This window comes from Streptomyces sp. NPDC097619 (assembly GCF_040302735.1).
Classification (GTDB): domain Bacteria; phylum Actinomycetota; class Actinomycetes; order Streptomycetales; family Streptomycetaceae; genus Streptomyces.
In genome coordinates this window covers 1-15997 of sequence record NZ_JBEOSD010000175.1, presented here as the reverse complement: position 1 = coordinate 15997, position 15997 = coordinate 1, and the positions used below count along the sequence as shown (strand labels likewise).

The following is a 15997-nucleotide window of genomic DNA, read 5'->3' as shown; positions in this document are numbered from 1 at the left end:
GCACTCTCCCCGAAGGAGACGGCCGTCCTGCGGATCCTCCTCCTGGCCGGTGGGGCCCCGGTCACCCACGACGAGCTGGTCCGCACCGTCTGGGTGGCGACGCTGAAGCACGGGAACACGGCGTCCGCCTCCTGCTCGACGTCCAGGGACTGGAGGGCGAGGATCTGGCTCATGGTGGATCTCCTGTATCGGTCGGTGTCGCTTGTGGGACGTGCACTCGGGGTCGTCTCGGAGCCGTTCTCGGGGTCCGAGGGGGATTCGATCGGGATACGGGCGCGGCGCGTCGGGGAAGCGGGTCGGTCAGGGGTGGGCGAGGACCGGCCAGGGGGGCGTCGGAACGGGGACGCCCACCGGGCGGGGCTCCTCCGCGAGGAGCGGGCCCGACAGCAGGCGGTGCAGGGACAACAGCACCCCGGCCGCGCCGTGGGACAGGTCGGCGGTGAAACGCTGCGCCCCCGCGCCCAGGAACCGCACCCCACGCCGGTACGGGACGGCGTACTTCAACAGCCCCGTCGCGGCCCGCACGGCGTCCTCGCGGGCCCCGTCCGTGCCGGCGTGTTCGGCGTACCCGGTCAGGCACCGGCTCAGCCCGGCCAGCCCCCGGTACAGCCCCACCTCCTTCGTCGCCCGTGACACCCGGACCCCCGCGACCAGTCGCGGGAGGGCCGCGGCGCACCGCTCGTCCGGGGCGCCGGCCGCGTAGGGGACCAGCGCCGTCACGAGACCGGCCGCGCCGGTGCCCAGGTACGGCATGGCCCGGGTCCGGCGGGCGTCGTCGGACAGGGACAGCGTGCCGTCCGGCAGTGGGAAGGTGCGGTCGAGCTCCTGGTGCAGCAGCAGGCGGCCCGCCTCCCGGAACCGGTCCTCACCGGTGGCCTCCGCAAGCCGGCGCAGGAACAGCGCGAGCCCCGCGCGGCCGTGGAACAGGCCGCGGGCGTCGTGCTCCCCGAGGAGGGCTCCCGGATCGGCGGCCCCCAGCAGGCCCTCGCCCGCCGCGGCCGCCCGCTCCAGGTGCCCGGGGTCCCCGGTCAGCCGGTGCAGGGCCAGCCAGGCCAGACCGACCCCGGCCCGGCCGCCCGCCATCGTCCCGCAGGACGCCGTCAGCGGGTGGGCCTCGGCCTCCCGCAACAGCTCGACGGCCTGCTCGGGCCGGCCCGTCTCGGCCAGGACCCGGGCGACCCCCGCCGAACCGACCCACAGACCGGGCGGCAGCGCCCCGCGCAGGGCGGACGCCTCGCGGCGCAGCCGTGCCAGGATCTCCTCCGGTACCGCGGCTCCGGTCCGGTGCAGGGCGTGCACCACCCCGGCCGTTCCGTACGCCAGACACACCGTGTTGGTGCCGAACGCCTCCGCCGAGGGCGGGAAGGCCCACTCCGGCCGGTCGGCGTCGGCGGTCTCCAGGAGCCCCGCCGTCACCCGCGCGGCCAGGTCGGTCAGGCAACCGCGCGGATCCGCGTCCACCTCGGCCGGGGAGGGCGGGCGACGGGGACCCTCCCCGTCCCGCGCCGCCCGCCCGTCCGGCCGGTGGAAGACGGTCGCCCGCCGCCACAGGTCCGCCGGCGGGGCCACGTCCGCCAGGTCGTGCCGGAGCAGGGCCAGGTTCTCCGGCGCGTGCTCGGCCGTCTCGTGGAAGGGCGCGACGCAGGCCAGCGCGACCGCCGCGGCACCGTACCGGTCGTGCAGCAGCGGCCCGGCATCGGACCGGCGCACTCCCGGCGGCGGGGTGAACCCGGGCGTGCCCATCCCGGACGGGGCCGCGGACAGCTCCGTGGCCGCCTCGAAGTCCACCAGCCGGACCCCGCCCGAGGGAGTGACCAGGACGTTGCCGAGACTGAGGTCGCCGAACCGGTACCCCGCCGCGTGCAGCCGCGCCAGCGCCGCGTCCAGCCCGTCCAACAGCCCCCGGCACGCCGCGTAGTAGGCGGCGATGGACTCCCCGGTGCGGTCGGCGCGCGCCAGCGGCGAGGACCGGCTCAGCCAGGACACCAGCGGCTGCCCCGCCACGTGTTCGGTCACCAGGAAGTCGTGCTCCCACTCGGTGAAGTGCTCCAGCGGCTCCGGCGCCACCCCCGGCGCGGCCGCGTGCAGCGCGCGCAACACCCCGTACTCGTGCCGCAGCCGCGCCCGCGCGTCGGTGCCGTCGAAGACCAGACCGTTGTGGGCGCGGGCCTCCTTGAGGAAGACGACGCGCCCGGTCCGCCGGTCGCGGGCCCGGTACGCGCCGCCCGCGTTGCCCAGCCGGATCGCCCCCGTCACCTCGTAGTCGCGGATCAGCACCGGTCCGGCCGGCGGCTCCTCCTCGGGCTCGGCGAACGGATCGCGGACGCCGTCCGGCAGCAGGAAGGCGGGCAGGCGCGCGTCCACCACCTCCCGCCCGGCACCGTCCCGGACCAGCCCCTCCCGGGTGCCGTCCGCCCGGAGCCGGCTGCGGCCCCCCTGGAAGGCCCCGTACCGGTAGTGCACCGTCCGGGAGTCGCGGAACCGCCGGTCGGTCAGCACGTACGGTCCCTCCTCCCCGTCGAGGGCCGTGCTCAGCCGTTCCAGCAGCCGGCGGGCCGTCATCTCGTCCGGCGGGTACACCGCGCAGAACTTCCCCGCCTGCGCGCGCGGGGCGTGCTTGTGGTGCAGGTACAGGAAGAACAGCCGGGCCCTCAGGTGCTTGAACGGCACCCCCTCGTCGAAGCAGATCCCGGCGACGGTGTCGAGCACGTGCCGCGCCCGGTCCGGCCGCGCCGACACGTGGATCTTCCAGCCCTCTTCGACGAGTCCGGTGCGCCGGCCGTTCCAGAAGGTCCAGATGCCCTGCTCGGTGCCGTGCGCGCCGGGTGGTACGGCGCCGGGGGAAAAGGCGGGCCCGGGGTCGGCCACGCTCGACAGCGGCAGGTGGTACTCGCGGTCCGCGAGCGCCTCGCCGAAGCCTTCGAGCACGGGAACTCCTCAGGGGTGGTGGGGTGGACACCTCCAGGGTTCCGCGGATCGGGGCCCGGGAGCGGCAGCTCCACAGGCGGTCGGGCGGCGGTACCGGAGCGGCGGGGTACCGGACCGGAGGGGCCGCCCCGGGGCCGGTGGTCAGGCGTGGGCGGTGGGGGCGGCGGAGGTCCTCCTCGTAGGCGATCGAACCGGTCGGACCCACCCGGGCCGCGACGGAGGACGCGGCCCGGGTTCAGTCGAGGCAGGTCGCTCACCACGGCATGCAGGGCACGGCCCGTGAGGGACGGATCGGCCCGGAACGCCTCCCGGGCACCGGCCACCACCGCCGCCAGGTCCTGCACGAGACGGCGCCGCGCCGGGTCCTCACCGAGGGCCATCGTCCGGACGAAACCCGTCTCGTAGGGGGCCAGCAGCGGGCCGAAGTCCAGCACGACCAGGTCCTGTTCACCGATGACCGGCTCCGGCCACGGCCCGCCCCCCACCGACCCGCCCGACTGCGAGCGCACGAACCGGCGGACGACCCGGCCCGCCCGCGCCCCGAACACGTCCCGGGCGATCAGGGCGACGCGGTTGTCGGCCTCCTCCACGCTGCGTCCGGGCCGGAGCACCTGCGTACCCGTCACGTGCGCGAACAGGAGCTGCGCCCTGCGCCGGCCCTCCCGCAGGTGCAGGGCGCGCAGCCCCGCGTCCATCCGGTCCAACGTCGCCATCGTGCGTCCTTGCTGTCAGCCCACCCGCGCCGTCTGCTGCCGGGCCCGCCGGCGCGCGGGCTGCCACCCGAACCGGACCTCGGCCGAACCTAACAGCGGCTCCCACCCGGGATCACCGGTCGATCACCCAGCGTTGCGCCCCGCGCGGGCCCGCCCGTGGGATCCCCGTACGAAAGAGCGTCCCCACCCACACCCTCACTCCCACCCACACCCTCACCCCCACCCGTCCCTCCCGGCACGCACCCGGGCCGGCTCCGGCGGCCGGGGCCGCCGGGACCTGATGGTCGGGTAAACCCGACCATCAGGTCTCCACTTGCCCGTCATGACGCCGGCCCGCCCCGTCGATGGAATGGTCGGGTGCTGATTCAACGGGTTGTGGCTCGACGTTCCTGGAACCGGCGGCCGGTGTGGGTGGCGGGCTGGACGGTCGCCTTCGGGTGGGCCGCCGCGTTCCCCCTGGTATCCACCCTGGAGACCCACCGGGTCTGGGGGACCTGTGCCGCGGCGGGCTACCTGCTCGCCGCCCTGGTCTCCCTGGGGCCGGACCGCCCCCGCACCCGGACCGTGGCCGTCGGCGCCGCGCTGACCGGCGCGGTCCTCGTGCCGCTCGCCTTCCTGATGGTCAGCGGGGGCGCGCAGAGCGAGGTCGGCGTCATCGAGCGGGCCGGACGGCTCCTGCTGGAACAGGCGACGCCGTACGTGGCGGACCCGCACGCGGTCACCGAGGTGACCCCCTACCTGCCCGGCATGGCGCTGCTCGGCCTGCCGCGGGCGGTGCTGGGCGCGGACGGCCCCCTCGCGGGCGTCCTCGGCGACGCCCGACTGTGGTGCGCCGCCGTCCTGTTCGGCTGCCTCCGGGCGGGCCGCCGCACCCTCGCCCCGACCCCCGCCACGGGGGCCCGGCACGGGTACGCCACCGGCCTGGGCGCCTTGATCGCCTCTCCCGTGGTGGCCCTGCCGCTCGTGGTGAGCGGGGTGGACCTGCCGCTCACCGGCCTGCTGTGCCTGGCCCTCGCCCTCGCGGCCCGAGGCCGACCGGTCGCCGCGGGGCTGGCGCTGGCCGGGGCGTGCGCCCTGAAGTGGACCGCCTGGCCCGCCGTCCCCGTGGTCATGGCCTTGCTCGCCCACCGCGCCGGACTCCGCTCGGCCCTCCGCGCCGCCGGCGTCGCCCTCGCGGGCACCACCGTCGCCCTGCTGCCCGGCCTGCTGTTCTCGCCCCGGGCGATGGCCGAACAGGTGCTGGCCTTCCCCACCGGGCGGGGCGAGTTCACCACCCCCGCGAGCAGCCCGATGCCCGGCCGGCTCCTCGCCGACCTGGGCCAGGCGGGCTGGTACGCGGCCGTGGGCCTGCTGCTCGCGGGCGGCCTCGCGGTGGGGGTCTCCCTCCTCGTGCGGCCCCCTCGCGATCTGGTCGGGGCGGCCGACCGGCTCGCCCTGGGCCTCTCCCTCGCCTTCCTGCTCGCGCCCGCCGGCCGCTTCGGTTACCTGGCCCTCCCCGCCCTCCTGCTCGTGTGGTCGCGCCTGGTCCGCCGGATCGCCCGGCCCACCCGGCCCGTCCGGTCCGGGAGCCTCCCGGTCGCCGGCAACACGGCCGCTCGGAGCGCCGACCACCGCCCCCTGCCGCTCCGACCCGTCCCGTCCGGAGGTACCCGATGAGGCCCGCCGTCCTCCGCCGGGGCACGCGTTCCGCCGCCGTGGCCGCCGCCCTGCGCTGGGGCGCCTCCCGACTGCCGTTCGTCGAGGACGAGGTCGCCGGCCTCGCCCGACTGGTGCCACCCGGCTCCGTCTGCGTGGACATCGGTGCCGAGTACGGCCTGTACACCTGGGTGCTCGCCGATCTGACCGGGCCCGCGGGCCGCGTCCACAGCGTGGAGCCGCTGCCCGGGCCCGCCCGCTGGCTGCGCACCACGGCCCGAATCCTCGGATCGGCGCAGGTGACCATCCACCGGACGGCCCTCGCGGCCGGGCCCGGCCGGGGCCTCATGAGCCTGCCGCGCCGCCGGGGACTGCCCGTCCACGGCCGTGCCTACCTCACCGAGGGGGCCGACGGACCGGGACCCAACCGGGAGTTCCGCGCCGAGCGCCGCGTCCCCGTGCCGGTCCGCACCCTGGACCAGCTGGCCGAAGCGGCCGGCGACCCGCCCATCGGCTTCGTCAAGGCCGATGTCGAGGGCGCCGAACTCGCCGTGCTCCGCGGCGGTTCCCGGACCCTGGCCCGGCACCGCCCGACGCTGCTCCTGGAGATCGAGGACCGGCACCTCGCCAAGTACGGGGCCCACCCCACCGACCTCCTGCGGCACCTCGCGGGCTACGGCTACCGCGCCCACCGCTGGACCGGGCACCGCTGGACCGAGGTGGACCGGATCACCGACGACTGCCGCAACTACCTGTTCCGCGCCCCTCACCGCCCCGCCGACGCGGAGGACCGCGCCGGCCGCACCGACCGAGGACGAACCTCCGTATGACCACCCTGATCGTCACCAACGACTTCCCGCCCCGCCAAGGGGGCATCGAGACCTTCGTCCACGCCATGGCGACCCGGATGCCCGACGACGACGTGGTGGTGTACACCTCCGACGAGCCCGGCGCGGCCGCGTACGACGCCGGCCTGCCCTTCCCGGTCGTCCGGGATTCCGCCCGGATGCTGCTGCCGACCCGCCGCGTCACCCGCAGGACCCTCGAACTCGCCCGGGAGCACGGAGCCGACCGCGTGTGGTTCGGTGCGGCGGCCCCGCTCGCGGCCATGGCCCCCGCCCTGCGCCGCGGGGGCGTCCGCCGGATGGTGGCCACCACCCACGGCCACGAGATCTGGTGGGCCCGCACGCCCGGGGCGGGCCGACTGCTGCGGCGCGTCGGCGACCACGTGGACGTGGTCACCTATCTCGGCGAGTACACCCGGACCCGGATAGCCCCCGCCCTGGGACCGCGCGCCCGGTTGGAGCGCCTGGTGCCCGGGGTCGACCCGACGGCCTTCCGCCCGGACGGCGGGGACGGCGAGGCGGCCCGACGGGTGCGCGACCGGCACCGGCTGCACGGCCGCACCGTGATCCTCTGCGTGTCCCGACTGGTCCGCCGCAAGGGCCAGGACGTGCTGATCGAGGCCATGCCGGAGATCCTGCGGCAGGTGCCCGACGCCGTCCTCGTCATCGTCGGGCAGGGCCCGGACACCGCCCGGCTGCGCCGGCTCGCCTCCCGCCACGCCCCCGGCCGGGTCGTGTTCACCGGCGGCCTCGACCACGCCGCGACCGCGGACTACTACGCCGCCGCCGACGTGTTCGCGATGCCCTGCCGGACCCGCAAGGCGGGCCTGGAGGCGGAGGGGTTGGGCATCGTCTTCCTGGAGGCCGCCGCCAGCGGACTCCCCGTGGTGGTCGGGGACTCGGGCGGAGCCCCCGACACCGTCCTGGACGGCGTCACCGGCACCGTGGTCGACGGTCGCTCCCCGGCCGCGGTCGCCGCGGCCCTCACCGGCACCCTGACCGACCCCGCGCGGCGGGCGCTGAGCGGCGAGGCGGGGCGCGCCTGGGTGGCCCGCAACTGGACCTGGGACGGCTCCGCCCGTCGGCTCGCCGCCCTCCTCGACCCCGACCGCCCCTTGGACGCCGCCCCGCCCCGGAACGAGCCCCGCACCCCCGCCGGCCGCCACCGCCCCTCCCCGGAGGACACGGACTAGCCCTGCTGGCCCCGGAGGTGGGCGAGGACGGCCAGGACCCGTCGGTTCCCCTCGGCGGGGTCCAGGTCGAGCTTCATGAAGATGTTGCTCGCGTGCTTGACCACGGAGGCCTCCGTGATGCTCAACCGTCGTGCGATCGACTGGTTGTTGAGGCCCTCGGCCATCACCGCGAGGACCTCGCGCTCGCGCGGGGTCAGCCGGAGGAGCGGCTTGTCCGCGGCCTGGAGCAGCACCCGGATCACCTCCGGGTCGATCACGGTCTGCCCCTCCGCCACCCGGTCCAGCGCGTCGAGGAACTCGGAGACCTCCCCGACCCGGTCCTTGAGCAGGTAGCCCAGACCGCCGCCGTCCGAGGAGCCGCCGCCGAACAGCTGGTTGGCGTAGGCGGTGGCCACGTACTGGGAGAGGACGAGCACCGGCAGTCCGGGGTGCCGCTCGCGCAGTTCCAGCGCGGCGCGCAGCCCCTCGTCCCGGAACCCGGGGGGCATCCGCACGTCGGTGATGACCACGTCGGGCCGGTCGGCGTCCACGGCGAGGGCCAGTTCCCCGGCGTCCCCGACGGCGGCCACCACCTCGTGTCCCACGCGGGAGAGGAGTTCCACGAGCCCGGCGCGGAGCAGTACGGCGTCCTCGGCGAGCACTACGCGGAGCACGGCACCTCCACCCGCAGTTGGGTCGGTCCGCCCACGGGACTGATCACGATCAACCTGCCCTTCAAAATCGCCACACGATCGGCCAATCCTTGCAAACCGGTCCCGGCGGACGGATCGGCGCCTCCGCGGCCGTCGTCGCTGACGACCAGGACGAGCTGTTCCCCCTCCAACCGCCCGCGGACCAGGACCTCGTCGGCGCCGCTGTACTTCGAGGCGTTCGCCAGGGCTTCGGTGATGGTGAAGTAGGCGGTGTTCTCCACCGGAGCGGGGAGCCGGCGCGGCAGTTCGATGTCCACGGTGACGGGGATCGGGCTGCGCAGGGACAGTTCGGCGACCGCCGCCGCCAACCCGTGGTCGGTCAGCACCTGCGGGTGGATCCCGCGGACCAGGTTGCGCAGCTGCTCCAGGGCCTGTCGGGCCTCGCCCCGGGCCCGCGAGATCAGCGGCAGGGCGGGGGAGTCCTGGCCGCGCAGCTCCAGTTCGGCGAGGCCCAGGGTCATCGACAGCGCCACCAGCTGCTGTTGGGCACCGTCGTGCAGATCGCGTTCGATGCGCCGCCGCTCGGCCTCGAAGGCGTCGACCAGCCGGGCGCGGGAGCGGGTGAGTTCGATGACCCGGTTGCCGAGGTCCTCCTCGCGGGCCGACAGCAGGAACTGGGCCACCCTGACCTGGGTACCGGCCAGCAGGGCGCCCACGTACGCGGAGACCACCAGACCGAGCAGTCCGGCGAGGGTACCGGGCAGCGCCGCGACCGGCTCGGAAATGGGCCGCCCGGGCACGAGCATCACCGTGTCCGGCGCGATCGCCCAGACGATCACCGGAGTCACGGACAGCAGGACGGACAGCGCCAAGAGGGCGGTGAATCCGATGCCGACCGCCGTGAACACCACCGCGAAGAGCAGGGTGTACGCGAGCTCCCGCCACGTGGCCCGCTCCTTGAGCCGGGTCCGCAGCCAGGGCAGGGCACCGGTGCCGGGCAGCGAGCCGTGCGGGTCGACCAGGGGCACCGGCTCCACCCACCGCAGCCGCCGCCGCTCCAGCGCGGCCACGGGCACGCCGACCACCGCCACCCCGGCCAGCACCACCAGCCCGACCCCGACCACCGACAGTCCGATCCCCGCGAACAGCAGCGCGGCCAGCACCACCAGCAGGGCCGCGCCCAGCACGGTCCCGCTCACCAGGAAGCCCCAGGCGCGCAGGGGCCAGGAGGAGAACAGGAAACGGCCGGGACGGCGTCGTACGGCCTCCCAGACGGCGACGTCCATCGGGTGGGTCCCTCCAGCGGAATCGGCGGTGCGACGGGGCCGCCGGCCGCCGGGCGGACGGACCCCGTCCCACGACCCTATCCCCGATGGTAGGGAAAACCCTCCCCCGCCGACTCCGCGTAGACCCACTGCGCCGCACCCCTGTGACCTGGTCGAATGGCAGGCATGTCGCTCTTGACCGACCTCCAGTTGCCCGCCGTCCACCTCGGCTCCCTCTCGAAGAGCTACCCCAGTGCCGCCGGTCCCGTACCGGTGCTGCACGAGGTGACGGTGGCGTTCCCGCAGCGGGCGATGACCGCGGTGATGGGCCCCTCGGGCTCCGGCAAGACCACGCTGCTGCACTGCGCGGCGGGCCTGGACCGGCCGGACAGCGGGCAGGTGCTGCTCGGCTCCACCGACCTGGCCACCTGCGGGGAGCGGGAGCTCACCGAGGTCCGGCGGCGCCGGGTCGGATTCGTCTTCCAGCAGTTCAACCTGCTGCCGATGCTCACCGCCTACGAGAACGTGGCCCTGCCCCTGCGCCTCCAGGGCGGCCGGGTCCGCAAGGCCCGGGTCCTGGAGGCCCTGGCCCAGGTGGGGCTCGCCGACCGCGCCGACCGGCGCCCGGCGCAACTCTCCGGCGGTCAGCAGCAGCGCGTGGCCATCGCCCGGACCCTGGTGGCGGAGCCCGAGGTGGTGTTCGCGGACGAGCCGACCGGATCCCTGGACCGGCAGACCGGCCGGCAGGTCATGGCCCTGTTGCGGGACACGGTGGACCGGGACGGTCGGACCGTGGTGATGGTCACCCACGATCCGGTGGCCGCCGCCGTCGCTGACCGGGTGGTCTTCCTCTCCGACGGGCGGGTGGTGGGACGACTCGACCATCCCACCGCCGATTCCGTGGCCCAGCAGCTCGCGCGCTGGGAGGCCCAGTGATGTGGAGCGTTTCCGTTCGGACCGTGCGGCACCACTGGGTGCTGTTCGCCGGCACCTTCGTGGCCCTCGCCCTGGGCGTCGCCCTGATCGGGGTGTCGGCCGCCGCCCTCGCCTCCACCTGGGAGGTGGACCGGCCCGCCACGAGCGGCCCCTCCGTCACCCTCACCGACGGCAGCGGCGCCGCCCGCACCCTGGCGAGCGGTGAACTGGACCTCGGCGGCGTGCAGAGCGTCCTGGCGATGGCCGGGGTCATCTCGGCCTTCGTCACCCTCTTCGTCATCGCCGGCACCTGCGCCTTCGGGATCGCGCTGCGCCGTCGCGACATGGGTCTGCTGCGCCTCGTCGGCGCCGGGCCCGGCCAGGTCCGGCGGATGGTGCTGGCGGAATCGCTGGTGGTGGCCGTCCCCGCCGCCCTGCTGGGGGCGCTGGCCGCCGTACCGGCCGCTCCCGTCGTGATCGAGGCCCTGAACGGGACCGGGCTGGCACCGGTCGAGCTGCGGCCCGGCCCCCTGCTGTGGCCCCTGGTGTTCGCCGTTGGGGCCGGGCTGACCCTCGCCGTCCTCGGCGTGGTCGCGGCCTCGCGGCGCGCGGCAGCCGTCCGTCCCAGCGAGGCCCTGCGCGAGGCCGACCTGGACACCCGGGCGATGACGGCGGGCCGGACCGTGACCGGGGTCCTGCTCGCGGTGGCCGGTGTGGTCATGGTGCGGCTGGCCCCGGACGCCGGGGCCGAAGCGGCCACACCGCTGGCCCTGTTCGGCACGATGGTCCTGGCCGTCGCCGCCACCGTGCTCGGCCCGCTGTACCTCGCCCCCCTGCTGCGGCTCCTGGCGCTGCCCCTGCGGGTGCTCGACCCCGTCGCCGGTCGGATGGCCGCGGCCGCCCTCGGCACCTCCCGCCGCCGCACGGCCTCCCTCGTCGGCCCGGTCCTGGCCGTCGTGGCCGTCGTGGGCGTGTTCACCACCGTGCTGTCCACCACGGGCACGGCCACGGCCGCCGACGACCGGGCCCGGACCGCCGCCCAGCTCGTCGTCGAACCGGCCCCCGGACAGGACGGGTTGACCCCCGCACAGCTGGCCGCCCTGCGCGCCGACCCGCGGGTCGCCGCCGTCTCCGCGCCCGCCGCCCTGGAGGTGGCCGTCGCCGGACCGGACTCGGTGTGGAAGGACCAGGCGGCGGTGGCCGACCCGGTGGCCCTCACCCGCACCCACCGCGTCACCGTCGACGGCGGGACCGTCGGGCCGCTCCGCCCCGGCACCGTGGCCGTCTCCCGGGAGTTCGCGGACTGGTACGGGAAGAAGCCCGGCAGCGAGGTCACGTACGGCCTGTTCGGCGGTCGGCCGGTCACCGCCCGGGTCGCCACCGTGCTCGACGGCGGCTCGGTGGTGCCCCACCTGCTCCTGCCCCAGGGCGCCGACGCCGGTACCGCCACCGCTCCGGAGCGGGCGTACGTCCTGCTGCGCCCGGAGGCCGCCGCGGACGCCACCGCCCTCGCCGCCGAGCTGACGGCCCGCACCGCCGCGGACCCCGTGCGAGTGACGCCGGCGGACCGGTGGTTCGCGGACCGGTCCACGGCCGGGGACCGACTCAACCGCCTGGTGCTGCTGGTGTTGACCGGACCGGCCTCGCTGTACGCTCTGATCGCCGTGGCCGGAACGCTGGTGATGGCCTACAGCCACCGCGGCCGGGAGATCTCCGGGATGAAGCTCACCGGGGTCAGCGCCGGTCAGATCCGTAGGATGGCGCTGTGGGAGGCGCTCGGCACCACCCTCGCCGGGGTCGCGCTGGCCGCCGCCGCGGTGGCCTTCGGAGCCGGTTCCTACCGCCGGGCACTGCCGGTGTTCGGGGGAGAGGCCGAGCTGAGCGTCCCCTGGGGTCTGCTGGGTTCCCTCGCGGGCGCCTGCGTGCTCGTCGCGGTCACGGTGAGCCTGGCCGCCGCGGGCCGGCTGCTGCGGGCGGCCGGAGTGGCCTCGCTCACCTCGCGGCAGTAGGGGCGGGCGGGGGAGGCCCGGCCGATCTGGCGTTCCCCGTCACGCCGCCTCTATGCTGAGGACCCATATCAGATGCTGCCCTCGTCTCACCGTTCGATGGCCGCGGTCCGTCAACTGACGCGGCCCGAAAAGCAGGAGTCTCCATGCGGGTCGTGATCGCCGAAGATTCCGCGCTCTTGAGAGCCGGAATAGTGCGGTTGCTCGACGACGAGGGAATTGAGGTCGCCGCTTCCCTCGGGGACACCGTCGACGTGCTCGACACCGTCCGGCGCACCCGACCCGACATCGTGATCCTCGACGTCCGGATGCCGCCCACCTTCACCGACGAGGGGATCCGCGCGGCCATCGAGATCCAACGGGAGTGCGAGGGCACCGCGGTGCTGCTGCTCTCTCAGTACGTGGAGCACACCTACGCCGAGGAACTGGTCCGCAACGCCCGGGGCGGGGTCGGCTACCTGCTGAAGCAGCGGGTGGGGGACTTCGACGAGTTCCTGACGGCCCTGCACCGGGTCCGGCGCGGCGAGATGGTCCTCGACTCCGACATCTTCCGCCAGTTCGTCGGCAGCCCGCGGGAGAAGCGCGCCACCGACCTGCTCACCCCCCGGGAACGCCAGGTGCTCGAACTCATGGCGACCGGACTCACCAACAGCGGCATCGTCGCCCGTCTCGGAATATCCGAACGCGCCGTGGAGAAGCACGTCACCTCGATTCTCGGAAAATTGCAGATTCCCATTTCCGGTGAGAACCACCGGCGAGTGTTGGCTGTAATCGAGTACCTCCGGGGTATGGAGCGGCTGCCCGGCGCCACTCGATGAAATGTAAGTGGTTCTCAGTTCCGTGAAATTGCCGACTCCTTACCGTGTAGCCGCCGGTCTCATCTATTTGTCCGTGGGCAGCCTGGTGGGACTCCTGCTGGCCCCGCTGGTCGTCGTCGCCCTGCTCCTGCGCGCCCTGTCCTGGCTGTTGATGGTCGGCCTGCCCATCGGCGCCGTGGGCTGCCTGCGCGGCGTCACGGCCGTACTGCGGTGGGGTGCGGGCGAGCGGCCGAGGCCGCCGCTCGTGGCCGAGCTGCGCACCGCCCTCGGCCGACTGCCGGCCCGGGTGGCGGCCGTCCGCGAGGGGTTGTCCTTCAGCCTGCCGCTGCTGCGGGCGATCGCCGACCTGGAGCGCCACCTCGCGCACTCGGTCGTGGGCGAGCCGCCCCCCGGCCCGCTGCCCGCCGGCCCACCCCCGGCTCCGGGTCCGTCGCCGTCCGGCGGCGGACCCGTCCGCACGTCCGCGGGCCCGGGAGCGGGCGCCGGCGGACCCGTCGCGCGCGGCCCCGGGGAGGGGCGGGCCGGCTGGGACGACATCGGATACCTCGGCCTGCTCCTGCTGGGCACCGTCTGGTTGGTTCCGTTGGCGGCCCTGGCCATCCCGGTGGTCTCCTTCGTGGTGGCCCTGCCCTTCGGCGCGCCCGAGCAGTTGGCCTTCGGCCCGGGGCTGACCATCCGGGTGGAGGGAGCGGGCACCCGGGCGGCCGTGGCGAGCGCGTCCGTGGCCGTGTTCGCGGGGCTGCTGCTGCTCCTGTTCTGGATGGGGCGGCTGAGGGCCCGGATGGTCGTGCGGATCCTCAGCCGCATCGATGCCGCCGAGGCCGAGTGGCGGGAGGCCGCGGCCGAGCGCCAGCGCATCGCCGCCCTGCGGGTGGCCGACGCCGACTACCGCCGACTCGAACGGGACCTCCACGACGGCGCGCAGGCCCGACTGGCCGTCCTGCTGATGCGCCTCGCCCACGCGCGGCGCCGGAAGAGCGACGACGCCGAATTCCTCGCCGCCCTCGTCGACGAAACCCATCAGGAAATCAGCAAGGCGTTGGACGAGATCCGCGACCTCGTGAGCGGAATTCAGCCGCCCATTCTCAGCGACCGTGGTCTCGATGCCGCCGTCACGGCGCTCACCGAGAAATTCCACGTACCAGTGGAAGTGCGCAGCACCCTCGATCGTCGACCGGATGTCGGTGTCGAATCCACGGCCTATTTCATCATCGCCGAATGCCTGGCGAACACGGTCAAGCACGCCGAGGCCACCCGCATCGAGGTCGGCCTGGAACAGGACGACGGTCATCTGGTGGTCTCCGTGACGGACGACGGCGCCGGCGGGGCCTCCCGATCCGCCGGGACCGGGCTGCGGGGCCTGGAGGACCGGGCGACCGCACTCGGCGGCCGGCTCGATCTCATGAGTCCCGCTGGTGGTCCCACCGTGGTGACGGCCGTGCTGCCCTGGTCTGTGAACCACCTCTGACCTGCGTGTTTGCCTCAGAACGAAACTCCTTGCCCTTTCATGATCGCCTGGCTGAGGATGTGGGGGTACGGGTAACCGCACCCCCCTGGGTGTGGCTAGCCGCACCGGATGGCGTTCGATGAGGGGGAAACGTGACAGCACGGCGCGTTGCCGACCGACTGCGCGAGCTCGCGAGGGAGCACTCGGTACCCGGCGCACAGTTGGCGGTCCACGGCCCGGAGGGCGGCCTGTCGGTCGCCGCCGGAGTGGTGCGGTCCGGGTCTGCGGACCCGGTCACACTGGAAACGGCCTTCGCCTACGGCTCGGTGACCAAGGCGTTCACCGCGGCGTTGGTGGCCCGCCTGGTGGCCGACGGGGATGTGGAATTCGACGATCCCGTCGGTGATTACCTGGCGGAATTCGAAGGCGCCGTGGACGCCCGTATGGCCTCCGTCACCGTGCGGTCCCTGCTTTCCCACACCTCGGGTCTCGTGGCCGATCACGAACCGGAGGATTCCGAGACCATGGATCCCGCCCGGTACGCGGCGAGCGCCGCCCGGACCGGAATCCTGTACGAGCCCGGAACCGCATTCTCCTATTCCAATACCGGTTATGTGCTCCTCGGCCGGATGGTGGAAGCGGTCACCGACATGACCTGGCAGCAGGCCATGGAGAAGCTCGTCCTCAAGCCCCTCGGCATCGTGCCCTGCTTCACCGCCCGGCCGGGCGGCCGCCCGCGGGGACCGGCCCGCACCCTCGCCGACTGCCACGTGGTGCGGCCCGGCGTGGCCGGGGCGGACCCGGTCGGCCTGTTCCTCCCGCCCGCCTGGTCACCGGCCGCCGGACTCGCCGGCAGCGCCGAGGACCTCCTCTCCTTCGCCCGCTCCCACCTCGGCGCGGAGGACGGCTCCGTCCTCTTCCCGGACCCGGCGGTCCGGGCGGCCCTGTGGGAACGGGTCGCGGCCGCCGCGCCCTTCGGAATGGCGGACGGCTGGGGCCTGGGCCTCGGCGTGTATTCCTCTCCCGCGGGCGACTGGCTCGGCCACGACGGCACGGTCGACGGGGGGACGGCGCACCTGCGCTTCCACCCGGAGAGCGGCACGGCGGTGGCCCTGACCACGAACGCGACCACGGGCACCCGCATGTGGGCCCGGCTCGTGGACGAACTGCGCGGCGCCGGCGTCCCCGTGGGGGACAGCAGGCCCCTCGTTCCCCCGCTGCTCACCTGGGACGACACCGGTGCCGCAGGGGTCGCCGGAGCCGCCGGAGGCGCGACCGCGTCCCTCGACGTGCTCGGCGACTACCGCAACGGCGACACCTCGTTCTCCGTGCGGCGCACCGCGAACGCGGGGCCGGGCGCACTGGAGTTCACCGACGGGACCGGCCTGCGGGCCGCCCTCACCCTCCACGAGGGACTGGTGTTCACCGCTCGGCGCACCGACGCCGACGAGGCCCCGTACCTGGGCCGCTTCGTCACCGACGGCTCGACCGGGCGCATCGCCGCCCTGCAGCTCGCCGGACGGTCCGCGCTGCGCGTGCCCGTCCAGTAGCAGCCCCGGCCTCAGATCGGAAGATCACACGACAGAACTACATTCACACT

At 74.8% G+C, this 15997-nt stretch carries 11 protein-coding genes; 8 read left to right on the top strand and 3 right to left on the bottom strand.

Annotation, left to right across the window (positions count from 1 at the left end):
- Positions 1-300: 300 nt before the first annotated feature.
- Entirely contained in the window at positions 301-2928 is a 2628-nt protein-coding gene (gene lanKC / locus ABTZ17_RS31690) for a class III lanthionine synthetase LanKC (protein WP_352199233.1), read from the bottom strand.
- Between the two features lie 1088 nt (positions 2929-4016).
- Here lanKC and ABTZ17_RS31685 point away from each other — a divergent pair.
- From ABTZ17_RS31685 to ABTZ17_RS31675, 3 genes are read left to right on the top strand one after another with little or no spacing between them, the layout of a single operon-like run.
- Positions 4017-5297 carry a glycosyltransferase 87 family protein gene (locus ABTZ17_RS31685; RefSeq protein WP_352199232.1) on the top strand — a complete coding sequence of 427 codons (1281 nt, stop codon included), beginning with the start codon at positions 4017-4019 and terminating at the stop codon, positions 5295-5297.
- The gene (locus tag ABTZ17_RS31680; RefSeq protein ID WP_352199231.1) at positions 5294-6106 is read left to right on the top strand and encodes an FkbM family methyltransferase; all 813 of its coding nucleotides are present in this window, start codon (positions 5294-5296) and stop codon (positions 6104-6106) included. Before ABTZ17_RS31685 ends, ABTZ17_RS31680 begins: the two co-directional genes overlap by 4 nt.
- Positions 6103-7314 carry a glycosyltransferase family 4 protein gene (locus ABTZ17_RS31675; RefSeq protein WP_352199230.1) on the top strand — a complete coding sequence of 404 codons (1212 nt, stop codon included), beginning with the start codon at positions 6103-6105 and terminating at the stop codon, positions 7312-7314. Before ABTZ17_RS31680 ends, ABTZ17_RS31675 begins: the two co-directional genes overlap by 4 nt.
- On the opposite strand, the gene ABTZ17_RS31670 is transcribed toward ABTZ17_RS31675, so the two are convergent.
- Together ABTZ17_RS31670 and ABTZ17_RS31665 are read right to left on the bottom strand one after the other, a co-directional pair.
- The gene (locus ABTZ17_RS31670) at positions 7311-7967 is read right to left on the bottom strand and encodes a LuxR C-terminal-related transcriptional regulator (RefSeq protein WP_352199229.1); all 657 of its coding nucleotides are present in this window, start codon (positions 7965-7967) and stop codon (positions 7311-7313) included. The genes ABTZ17_RS31675 and ABTZ17_RS31670 overlap by 4 nt on opposite strands.
- Complete coding sequence (locus ABTZ17_RS31665; protein WP_352199228.1) at positions 7955-9232, bottom strand: sensor histidine kinase; 1278 nt, start codon at positions 9230-9232, stop codon at positions 7955-7957. Before ABTZ17_RS31665 ends, ABTZ17_RS31670 begins: the two co-directional genes overlap by 13 nt.
- A gap of 165 nt (positions 9233-9397) precedes the next feature.
- On the opposite strand from ABTZ17_RS31665, the gene ABTZ17_RS31660 reads away from it, so the two are divergent.
- The 5 genes from ABTZ17_RS31660 to ABTZ17_RS31640 all read left to right on the top strand — a co-directional run bounded on the left by ABTZ17_RS31660 (position 9398) and on the right by ABTZ17_RS31640 (position 15947).
- Positions 9398-10147, top strand: a complete 750-nt coding sequence (locus tag ABTZ17_RS31660) for an ABC transporter ATP-binding protein (RefSeq protein ID WP_352199227.1) — start codon at positions 9398-9400, stop codon at positions 10145-10147.
- 23 nt (positions 10148-10170) lie between these two features.
- Positions 10171-12135, top strand: a complete 1965-nt coding sequence (locus ABTZ17_RS31655) for an FtsX-like permease family protein (RefSeq protein WP_352199226.1) — start codon at positions 10171-10173, stop codon at positions 12133-12135.
- Between the two features lie 143 nt (positions 12136-12278).
- A complete protein-coding gene (locus ABTZ17_RS31650; protein WP_352199225.1) occupies positions 12279-12950 on the top strand; it encodes a response regulator in 672 nt (223 codons plus the stop codon).
- Between the two features lie 73 nt (positions 12951-13023).
- Positions 13024-14418, top strand: coding sequence for a sensor histidine kinase (locus ABTZ17_RS31645; protein WP_352199224.1), 1395 nt, complete (start codon positions 13024-13026; stop codon positions 14416-14418).
- Between the two features lie 131 nt (positions 14419-14549).
- The gene (locus tag ABTZ17_RS31640) at positions 14550-15947 is read left to right on the top strand and encodes a serine hydrolase domain-containing protein (RefSeq protein WP_352199223.1); all 1398 of its coding nucleotides are present in this window, start codon (positions 14550-14552) and stop codon (positions 15945-15947) included.
- Positions 15948-15997: the final 50 nt, after the last annotated feature.